This window comes from Acidovorax sp. KNOB132, from assembly GCF_057541515.1.
On the sequence record NZ_BAAJYT010000141.1, the window covers coordinates 1 to 9,700 of the forward strand.

The window sequence follows — 9,700 nt, forward strand, 5'->3', positions numbered from 1 at the left end:
TGCCGCAGACGGCCACCGCGCGCCTCACGGGCGGTGATCTGGCCGCCGCGGCGCAGCGCCTGGGCGCGGCCCGCGAGGCCTTCATCGCCAAGTACGCGGGCCAGGGCGGCCCCTTCGCCATCGACATCGTCCAGGACGGCGCTGCGCTGACGGTCAAGGTCACGGGCACGTCGGCCCACGGCTCGCGCCCCGAAGAGGGCGTGAACCCGCTGCCGCGCCTGGCGCTGTTCCTGCAGGAGTCCGGCGTGCCGCTGGCGGCCAACGGCTATGCGGGCGCGGTGCGCTACATCGCCGACCTGTACGGCACCGATTACCTGGGCCGCACGATGGGCCTGGCGTACAGCGACGACTTCATGGGCCCGCTCACCATGTCGCCCAACCTGGTGCGCGAGAAGGACGGCAAGGTCGATGTGCTGGTGAACGTGCGCATGCCGCGCGGCAGCACCGCCGACGTGCTGACGAAGGCCACCGCCGCGCGCATCCAGGCGTGGGGCGCGCAGGCCGGCGTGGCGGTCGAGGTGGACCACAGCCAGGGCGAGTGGATGGCGCGCGACCCCAAGGGCGCCTGGCTTTCCACGCTGCTCAACACCTTCGGCGACACCACGGGCCTGGAGGCCAAGCCCGTGCCCACGGCCGGCAGCACCACGGCCAAGCTGATGCCCAACGCGATCAACTTCGGCCCCGCGATGCCGGGCAAGAAGTACACGGCCCACAACGCGAAGGAATTCAAGGAAGTGGCCGACCTCGACGCCGACATGCAGATGTTCACCGAGATGCTGGTGCGCATCGGCAACCTGCCGCAGATGCAGTGACCCCGGGCGGCCGCTGGCCGCCCTGCATGCGCTAAAGTGTTTCAGGCGCCCGGGCGCCACGCCTCCCCGGCAGCGGCGGGGGCCCGCCCGGGCCGGCAAGATGGCAGCGGCAACGCAACGCATCGTTCAGTTCAGCACCCGAAGGAGTTCTCCATGGCCAAGACCCCCAAGACCCCCCTTGCCCGCGCCGGCGCCAGCGGCGCACCGCGCATCAACATCGGCATCAGCGACAAGGACCGCGCGGCCATCGCGCAAGGCCTGTCGCGCCTGCTGGCCGACACCTACACGCTGTACCTCACCACCCACAATTTCCACTGGAACGTGACGGGCCCGATGTTCAACACGCTGCACACCATGTTCATGGGGCAGTACACCGAGCTGTGGAACGCGGTGGACCCGGTGGCCGAGCGCATCCGCTCGCTGGGCCATGCGGCGCCGGGCTCGTACGCTCAGTTCGGCAAGCTCACCTCGCTGCCCGACGCGCCCACCGAGCCGCCCCACGCGCTGGAGATGGTGCGCATCCTGGTCGAAGGCCACGAGGCCGTCGCCCGCACGGCGCGCGAGCTGTTCCCGGTGGCCGACAAGGCCAGCGACGAACCCACGGCCGATCTGCTGACCCAGCGCCTGGCGGTGCACGAGCAGACCGCCTGGATGCTGCGCTCGCTCCTGGAGGAGTAAGCCGGCCGGGCCTTGCACGGCCCTGCCCAGCCAGCGCCCGCCCACCCGTGCGGGCGTTTTCGTTTCCCGGGTCGCCTCTCTTTCTCTCTTTTTCTTTCCTCTCCTTTGTCCGCGCCATGCAGCTTTCCGCCCCCACGCCGTCGCGCCTGTCGCTCTACCTCGACCTGATCCGCTGGAGCCGCCCGGCCGGCTGGCTGCTGCTGCTGTGGCCCACGCTGTCGGCGCTGTGGGTCGCGGCGGGCGGATTCCCCGGCTGGCACCTGCTGGCCGTGTTCACGCTGGGCACCATCCTGATGCGCAGCGCGGGCTGCTGCGTGAACGACGTGGCCGACCGCCGGTTCGACCGGCACGTCAAGCGCACGGCGCAGCGGCCGGTGACGAGCGGCGCCGTGTCCCCGCGCGAAGCGCTGGCCGTGGGCGCGGTGCTGGCGCTCGTGGCCTTCGCGCTGGTGCTCACCACCAATGCCATCACCATCGCGTGGTCGGTGCCGGCGCTGGCGGTGACGGTGCTGTACCCGTTCACCAAGCGGTTCTTTTCCATGCCGCAGGCGGTGCTGGGCGTGGCGTTCAGCATGGGCATTCCGATGGCGTTCACCGCCGTGCGCGGCGAGGTGCCGTGGCTGGCGCTGTGGCTGGTGCTGGGCAACCTGTTCTGGGTGCTGGCCTACGACACCGAATACGCCATGGTGGACCGCGACGACGACCTGAAGATCGGCATGAAGACGTCGGCCATCACCCTGGGCCGCTTCGACGTGGCGGCCATCCTGGCGTTCTACCTGCTGCTGGTGGCGTTCTGGGGCGTTTCGCTGGCGCCGCTGGGGCTGGGCGCGGCGTTCTACCTCGCGATCGGCGCGGTGCTGGCCCAGGTGGCGTGGCACTTCGCGCTGATCCGCCACCGCACGCGCGACGGTTGCTTTCGGGCCTTCCGCGAGAACCACTGGATCGGGTTCACGCTGTTCGCCGGCATCGCCGTGGGTTACGCGCTGTGGTAGTTTGCTATTGTTTTTATAGCGATATGCCCTAGTACTTATTGTGCTGGAGGGCGCTTTGGCTTGAAGCCGGCGGGGCGCCCGCCCGCGCTGGCGATCAGGCGCCGAACTCGTCGCCCAGTTCGCGCGCCCGCTCACGCGCGGCCTCCAGGGCGCGCATGAAGCGCTGGGGCACTTCGTCCTGCTCCATCGACTGCAGGGCGGCGTAGGTGGTGCCGCCCTTGGAGGTGACGCGCTGGCGCAGCACCTCGGGTGGCTCGTCCGAGCGGCGGGCCAGTTCGGAGGCGCCGGCGAAGGTGGCCACGGCCAGCTGGTGGGCCTGGGCGCGGCTCAGGCCCATGGCGGCGCCGGCCTCGATCATGGCCTCCAGGAAGCGGAACACATAGGCCGGGCCCGAGCCCGAGAGGGCGGTGACGGCATCGAGCTGCGGCTCGTCGTCCACCCACAGGAATTCCCCCGTCGTCGCGATGATCCGCTCGATGGCCGCGCGCTCGGCGGCGGTCACCTGGGGGCGGGCGTAGAGGGCCGTCATGCCGCGGGCGATCAGCGCCGGGGTGTTGGGCATGGCGCGCACGATGCGTTCGCTGCCCAGCCAACGGGCGATGCTGTCCGAGCGGATGCCGGCGGCCACGCTCAGGTGCACGGCGCCGGCGGTGTGGGCGCGCGCCTGCCGGGCCGCTTCCTGGAAGGTCTGGGGCTTGACGGCCCACACCACGGTGCCGGCCCGGGCCAGCGCGGGGCCGGCCGCTTCGTGCGCCGTGATGCCGTGCTGCGAAAGCAGGGCGGCGCGGGCTTCGGCCCAGGGCTCGACCACTTCGATCTGCGCGGCCGGCACGCCCTGGCGGATCAGCCCGCCGATGATGGCGCTGGCCATGTTGCCCCCGCCGATGAAGGCGATGGCGGAGGAGGGCGAATCGGTCGCGGCGGGCGTGGCATTCATGGCGGCGGTGGGCAGGTGGAGGCGAAGCGCAGGATGTTAGCGCCTGCGCTGTGGCGGGGGGCCGGGGCGGCGGTTTTCAGTCGAGCGAGGCCTGCCGCACGGCGTGCTCCCAGCGCGCCATGAGTTCGCGGGCGCGGGGGGCGCCCAGCGTGGGCATGAAGCGGCGCTCGGCGCGCCACAGGTCCGACAGTTCGTCGGTGCTGCGGTACACGCCGCTCGACAGGCCGGCCAGGTAGGCCGCGCCCAGCGCCGTGGTCTCGATCACCGCGGGCCGCACCACGGGAATGCCCAGCAGGTCGGCCTGGAATTGCATGAGCAGGTCGTTCACGCAGGCGCCGCCGTCCACGCGCAGCTCGCTCACCGGCGCGCCGCCGGCGGCCACGGCGTCGCGGCTCATGGCCTGCAGCAGCGCGGCGCTCTGGTAGGCGATGCTCTCCAGCGCCGCCCGCGCGATGTGGGCGAGCGTGGTGCCGCGCGTGAGGCCGGTGATGGTGCCGCGCGCGTCGGGCTTCCAGTAGGGCGCGCCCAGGCCGGTGAAGGCGGGCACCATCATCACGCCGCCCGAATCGGGCACGCTTTCGGCGAGCGACTGCACCTCGTTGCTGGCCGAGATGGCGCGCAGGCCGTCGCGCAGCCACTGCACCACGCGCCGCCGACGAACACGCTGCCTTCCATGGCGAACTCGGGCGTGCTGCCGGCCAGGCTGAGCGAGGCCGCGCCGGGCGGCGCCGTGCCGATCTGGGCCGCGCTGGTGGTGAGCAGGCCGTTGGTGGAGGTCTGGAACTTCTGCCCCGTGTGCATCAGCATGAAGCAGCCGGTGCCGTAGGTGTTCTTGGCCATGCCGGCCTTGAAGCAGGCCTGGCCGAACAGCGCGCTCTGCTGGTCGCCGGCCACGCCGCCGATGGGCAGGGCGCTGCCCAGCAGCTCGGGGTGGGTGTCGCCGAAGTGGGCGCTGGAGGGGCGCACCTCGGGCATGAGGGCGCGCGGGATCTGCAGCAGCTCCAGCAGTTCGTCGTCCCACTGGTTGGTGCGCACATTGAAGAGCATGGTGCGCGCGGCGTTGCTCACGTCGGTCACGTGCACCTGGCCTTGCGTGAGCTGCCAGATGAGCCAGCTGTCCACGGTGCCGAAGGCCAGTTCGCCGCGCTCGGCCTGGGCGCGCGCGCCGGGCACGTGGTCCAGCAGCCAGCGCAGCTTGGTGCCCGAGAAATACGCATCGATCAGCAGGCCGGTCTTGGCCTGGATGGTGCCGGCCAGGCCGCGCTCGCGCAACTCGGCGCACAGCGGCTCGGCGCGGCGGTCCTGCCAGACGATGGCGTGGTGCACGGGCTCGCCGGTGCGCCGGTTCCACAGCACCGTGGTCTCGCGCTGGTTGGTGATGCCCAGCGCCCGCACGTCGCCGGCCTTCAGATTCGCCTGGGCCAGGGCCTGCCGCGCGGTGGCCAGCTGGGTGCGCCAGATCTCGCGCGGGTCGTGCTCCACCCAGCCGGGCTGCGGGTAGATCTGCGGCAGCTCCAGCTGTGCCTGCGCGACGATGTGGCCGCGCTCGTCGAACACGATGCTGCGGGAACTGGAGGTGCCTTGGTCGAGGGCGAGCAGATAGGTCATGGTGGATTCTGGAAGGAGAGGACCGGCGGGGTGCCGCGGGGCGGTGGGGGCGTCATCCAGCGACGGTGCAGTCCACGCCGGCATCGCGCAGCAGCGCGGGAAAGGGCTCGGGTGGCGGCGCATCGGTGAACAGCCGGCCGATCTGCGCCAGCGTGGCGGCCTGCACCATCGCCGCGCGGCTGAACTTGCTGTGGTCGGCGGCCAGCCAGACCTCGCGGGCCTGGGCGATGATGGTCTGCGCCACCTTCACCTCGCGGTAGTCGAAGTCGCGCAGCGTACCGTCCGACTCGATGCCGGAGATGCCGATGAGCGCGATGTCCACCCGGAACTGGCGGATGAAATCCACCGCGGCCTCGCCCACGATGCCGCGGTCGCGCGAACGCACCACGCCGCCGGCCACGATGACTTCGAAGTCGGGCTTGCCGCTCAGGATGGCGGCCACGTTCAGGTTGTTGGTGATGACGCGCAGGCCGCGGTGGTGCATGAGCGCGCGGGCGATGGCTTCGGTGGTGGTGCCGATGTTGAGGATCAGCGAGCAGTCGTTGGGCACCTGGGCCGCCACGGCACGCGCGATGCGGGCCTTGCCGTCGGCATGCAGCGTTTCGCGCTGCGTGTGGCCGAGATTCTCCACGGTGGAGGTCGGCACCCGCACGCCGCCGTGGAACCGCCTCACCAGCCCCAGTTCGGCCAGCCGCTGCACGTCGCGCCGCACCGTCTGCAGCGTCACGCCCAAGGTGTCGGCCAGCTCCTCCACGGTGGCGGATTGGCGGGAGCGGACCTCTTCGAGCAGGCGCAGTTGGCGGGGGTTGGTGTTCACGGAAAGGATTCGGGTGGCGAAGCGAAATCGAAAAGAAATGACAGCGCAGGGTCCGCAGCGGGACTGCCTGACTTTAAAGCGAACCAAAACGAACCGTTCCAGGGTAAACCTTGATGGGAAACGATCAAGAAGCAACAATCCCGATCCGGATCGAACGCCGAGGCAGAGGGTGCCGCCGTCGGTGCCCCAAAAGGTTTTCGGTGGCCCCGGACGAAAAAAATCCCCCTTGCGGGGGATTTGTCTCGGCGGCCAAAGGCTTCTTTTGGAAGACTGCGGAGCGCGTCAGAACCGGTGGCGAATCGACAAGGCGATGCTGTTCACGTCCTTGCCTGGGGAGGCCGCCACGCCTCCGATGAAACCGTTGCCACCCAGAAAGTCCTGCGAGGTGTTCTTGTTTTCCAGGTGCGTCAGCACAGCGCTCACGTCGGTGCGCTTGGACAGCGCGTAGGTGTAGGCCGCGCCGTAGGAGTAGCGGTCGGCATTGAACGGGCGCTTGTCGTTCATGTTGTTGTAGGCCACGGTCACCGTGTGCACGCCGCTGGTGATGCGGTAGCCGACCTGGAACAGGCGGGCGTCCTGCTTGAAGCCCTGGATGAACGCGTTCTGCACCAGGCCCGCCACCGGCGCCGTGGCCGGGTTGGCCGACAGGCTCGCGGCGATGGTGGACAGGTCGCTCGGGTGGTCGTCCTTGATGACGGCGTACTGGCCGGACAGCGTGCCCGGGCCGATGTCCAGCGTGGCACCCACGATGCCGGTGGTGAGCGACTTTTCGCCCAGTTCGTTGTTGCGGGTGTTGTAGCCGCCGCCGAACGAATAGCCGTCGCCCTTGTAGATCGCCATGATGCCAAGCAGGCGCCGCGCGCTCGGCTTGCCCGCCACCTCGCCGGCGGCGTACATGGCGGTGGCGGTGAGGCCGTCCTTTTGCAGGGCGTACTGGATCGAGTTGCTGACCCGGATGTCGAACGAGTTCGGGATCGCCACCAGTTGTCCCAGGGACAGGCTGGACTCGGTCTTCATCGCATCGAAGTTGCCGGTGGCCAGGTAGCCGGGCGTGTACTGGCGGCCGAACGTGAAGGCGCCGAACGGGGTCACCAGCCCGCTGAATATCTGGCGGTCGAAGAAGGTTTTGTTCAGGTTGACGCCGATGTTGGAGCCGATCTGATTGGCCACGGCGGTCACCGCGGGCTGCAGGGCCGCTGGCAGGCCCAGCGAGGTGGCCGTGCTCAGCCGGTCGGGCAACTGGCCCAGGGACACGGGGCGGTTGCTGGTGTCGCCGGTATCGGCCTCGATCCGCGCTTCCATGGTGAAGATCGCGCGGTAGCCACCGCCCAGGTCTTCGTTGCCCTTGAAGCCCAGGCGCGAGCCTTCCATGTTGCCGCTGATCAGCCGGGTCTGGTTGCCGCCGGGGCCGCCGGTCACATGGCTGACGCCCAGGTCCACGATGCCGTACATGTTGAGGCTGCTGCTGCCCGCCATGCCCGACGTGCTTTGTGCCATGGCGACCGACGATAGACAGGCAAGAACAGCCACCGACAGCACACGCATTTTGTTCATGACATCTCCCAGATACGAAATTGGACGGGAGCGCCGCCGACACCGCCGACGCTCGTGAATGAAGCCCGAGACTAGGGGCAATGTTTCAAGCGGTAAAGGGTGTGAATACCGAGCAGGGCGTTTGCGACACAGGGGAAAACCCGGAACCTCCAGAGCACGGAGTGCGCTGGAGACGCTGTTTTCTGGCCATCGCCCTCGCTGCAGACGTCTTTCGCCGCACGGCGCGCTGACGGTGGGGCGGGGCGCGCCACTGGCGCCAAGCGAACAAAAACGAATCAATCAAGGGTAAACCTTGATTCAAAACGATCACAAAAACAACAAAAAATGATCGCAATCGAACAACGAAGACTTGGCCGTGCGCGCTCTGCGCTGCGGCTTGGGTCGCAGAAATGGGGTAGCTGCATGCAGCTGGCACTTGAGAGCATCAACAAGCGGGTAGGGGCCCAGACCTGGCTGCATGGCATGGACATGGCGCTGCAAAGCGGCGCGGTGACCGTTCTGCTGGGCGCACGCAGGCGGGAAAGACCAGCCTGATGCGCATCATGGCGGGGCTGGACAAGCCGACCGAAGGCACGGTGCGCGTGGATGGTGTGGACGTGACCGGCGTGCCCGTGCGCGAGCGCAACGTGGCCATGGTGTACCAGCAGTTCATCAACTACCCCTCCATGACGGTGGCCGACAACATCGCCTCGCCGCTCAAGCTGCGGGGCGACAAGGGCATCGCCGAGCGCGTGCGCGCCCTGGCCGAGCGGCTGCACATCGACATGTTCCTGAACCGCTACCCGGCCGAGCTGTCGGGCGGGCAGCAGCAGCGCGTGGCGCTGGCCCGGGCCCTGGCCAAGGGCGCGCCGCTGATGCTGCTGGACGAGCCCCTGGTCAACCTCGACTACAAGCTGCGCGAGGAACTGCGCGACGAACTGACCCAGCTGTTCGCGGCCGGCGACTCCACCGTGGTCTATGCCACCACCGAGCCGGGCGAGGCCCTGCTGCTGGGCGGCTATACCGCCGTGCTGCACGAGGGCGAACTGCTGCAGTACGGCCCCACGGCCGAAGTCTTCCATGCCCCGAGCTCGCTGCGCGTGGCCCGCGCCTTCAGCGACCCACCGATGAACCTGATCGCCGCCGATGCGGCGCGGGCGGCGTGCGCATGGCCGGTGGCGGCCTGCTGGCGCTGCCGCAGGGTTTGCCGGCGGGCAGCGCCGCGACGGGCCTGACCGTCGGCGTGCGGGCGAGTGCCCTGCGTCTGCAGGCACGCCCCGGCGACGTGGCGGTGGCCGGCACGGTGGAGCTGGCCGAAATCTCGGGCTCGGACACCTTCGTGCATGCGCACACGCCCTGGGGCGAACTCGTGGCGCAGGTCACGGGCGTGCATTACTTCGACCTGGGTGCGGCCATCACGCTGCACCTGGCACCGGGCGAAGCCTATGTCTTCGGCGCCGACGGCGCCTTGCTGCTGGCGCCCGCGCGCCGGGGAGGGCGCTGAGATGGCGCGCATCAATCTGGACCTGGCGCACGCCTACAAGCCCAACCCGCAGCAGGACAGCGACTACGCGCTGCTGCCGCTGTCGATGGAGTTCCGCGACGGCGGCGCCTATGCCTTGCTGGGCCCCTCGGGCTGCGGCAAGACGACCATGCTCAACATCATGTCGGGCCTGCTCGTGCCCTCGCAGGGGCGCGTGCTGTTCGACGGCAAGGACGTCACCCACGCGAGCCCGCAGGAGCGCAACATCGCCCAGGTGTTCCAGTTCCCGGTGATCTACGACACCATGACGGTGGCCGAGAACCTCGCCTTTCCGCTCAAGAACCGCAAGGTGCCCGAGGCCCAGATCCGCCAGCGCGTCGGCCAGATCGCCGAGATGCTGGACATGAGCGGGCAGCTCGACCAGCGCGCCTCGGGCCTGACCGCCGATGCCAAGCAGAAGATCTCGCTCGGGCGCGGCCTGGTGCGCTCCGACGTGGCGGCCGTGCTCTTCGACGAGCCGCTCACGGTGATCGATCCGCACCTCAAGTGGCAGCTTCGCCGCAAGCTCAAGCAGATCCACCACGAGCTCAAGCTGACCCTGATCTACGTGACCCACGACCAGGTGGAGGCGCTGACCTTCGCCGAAGAGGTGGTGGTGATGACGCGCGGGCGCGCCGTGCAGGTGGGCGCGGCCGATGCGCTTTTCGAGCGGCCGCAGCACGTGTTCGTGGGCCACTTCATCGGCTCGCCGGGCATGAACTTCCTGCCCGCGCAGGGCGAGGCGGATGCGATCGTGGTCGCGGGCCACCGCCTGGCGCGGCCCGCGGGCAAGGCCCTGCC

Annotated in this window: 6 protein-coding genes and 3 pseudogenes; 5 read left to right on the forward strand and 4 right to left on the reverse strand. The window is 69.4% G+C overall.

Annotation, left to right across the window (positions count from 1 at the left end; translation table 11 throughout):
• The 3 genes and pseudogenes from AC27IO_RS16220 to ubiA all read left to right on the forward strand — a co-directional run.
• Positions 1-812 (forward strand): annotated as a pseudogene (locus AC27IO_RS16220) (dipeptidase); the annotation flags it as partial.
• 153 nt (positions 813-965) lie between these two features.
• Positions 966-1,490 carry a Dps family protein gene (locus AC27IO_RS16225; protein WP_284394159.1) on the forward strand — a complete coding sequence of 175 codons (525 nt, stop codon included), beginning with the start codon at positions 966-968 and terminating at the stop codon, positions 1,488-1,490.
• 116 nt (positions 1,491-1,606) lie between these two features.
• Complete coding sequence (gene ubiA / locus AC27IO_RS16230) at positions 1,607-2,482, forward strand: 4-hydroxybenzoate octaprenyltransferase (RefSeq protein WP_498739683.1); 876 nt, start codon at positions 1,607-1,609, stop codon at positions 2,480-2,482.
• A gap of 94 nt (positions 2,483-2,576) precedes the next feature.
• Here ubiA and proC read toward each other — a convergent pair whose 3' ends face one another.
• The 4 genes and pseudogenes from proC to AC27IO_RS16250 form a co-directional block, all read right to left on the reverse strand.
• Positions 2,577-3,419, reverse strand: coding sequence for a pyrroline-5-carboxylate reductase (gene proC, locus AC27IO_RS16235; RefSeq protein ID WP_498739685.1), 843 nt, complete (start codon positions 3,417-3,419; stop codon positions 2,577-2,579).
• Between the two features lie 76 nt (positions 3,420-3,495).
• Positions 3,496-5,027: pseudogene (glpK, locus tag AC27IO_RS16240) on the reverse strand (glycerol kinase GlpK).
• Between the two features lie 52 nt (positions 5,028-5,079).
• Positions 5,080-5,844 carry a DeoR/GlpR family DNA-binding transcription regulator gene (locus AC27IO_RS16245; RefSeq protein ID WP_284394152.1) on the reverse strand — a complete coding sequence of 255 codons (765 nt, stop codon included), beginning with the start codon at positions 5,842-5,844 and terminating at the stop codon, positions 5,080-5,082.
• Positions 5,845-6,126: 282 nt separating this feature from the next.
• Positions 6,127-7,398 carry a porin gene (locus AC27IO_RS16250; protein WP_487115306.1) on the reverse strand — a complete coding sequence of 424 codons (1,272 nt, stop codon included), beginning with the start codon at positions 7,396-7,398 and terminating at the stop codon, positions 6,127-6,129.
• Positions 7,399-7,800: 402 nt separating this feature from the next.
• On the opposite strand from AC27IO_RS16250, the pseudogene AC27IO_RS16255 reads away from it, so the two are divergent.
• Positions 7,801-8,881 (forward strand): annotated as a pseudogene (locus AC27IO_RS16255) (ABC transporter ATP-binding protein).
• A gap of 1 nt (position 8,882) precedes the next feature.
• A partial coding sequence (locus AC27IO_RS16260; RefSeq protein WP_498739687.1) for an ABC transporter ATP-binding protein occupies positions 8,883-9,700 on the forward strand: 818 nt, incomplete at its 3' end.

Bases quoted from the DNA above. Each gene is read 5' to 3' on its own strand.
- proC (WP_498739685.1), bottom strand. From the start codon at position 3,419: ATGAATGCCACGCCCGCCGCGACCGATTCGCCCTCCTCCGCCATCGCC.
- AC27IO_RS16250 (WP_487115306.1), bottom strand. From the start codon at position 7,398: ATGAACAAAATGCGTGTGCTGTCGGTGGCTGTTCTTGCCTGTCTATCG.
- AC27IO_RS16225 (WP_284394159.1), top strand. From the start codon at position 966: ATGGCCAAGACCCCCAAGACCCCCCTTGCCCGCGCCGGCGCCAGCGGC.
- ubiA (WP_498739683.1), top strand. From the start codon at position 1,607: ATGCAGCTTTCCGCCCCCACGCCGTCGCGCCTGTCGCTCTACCTCGAC.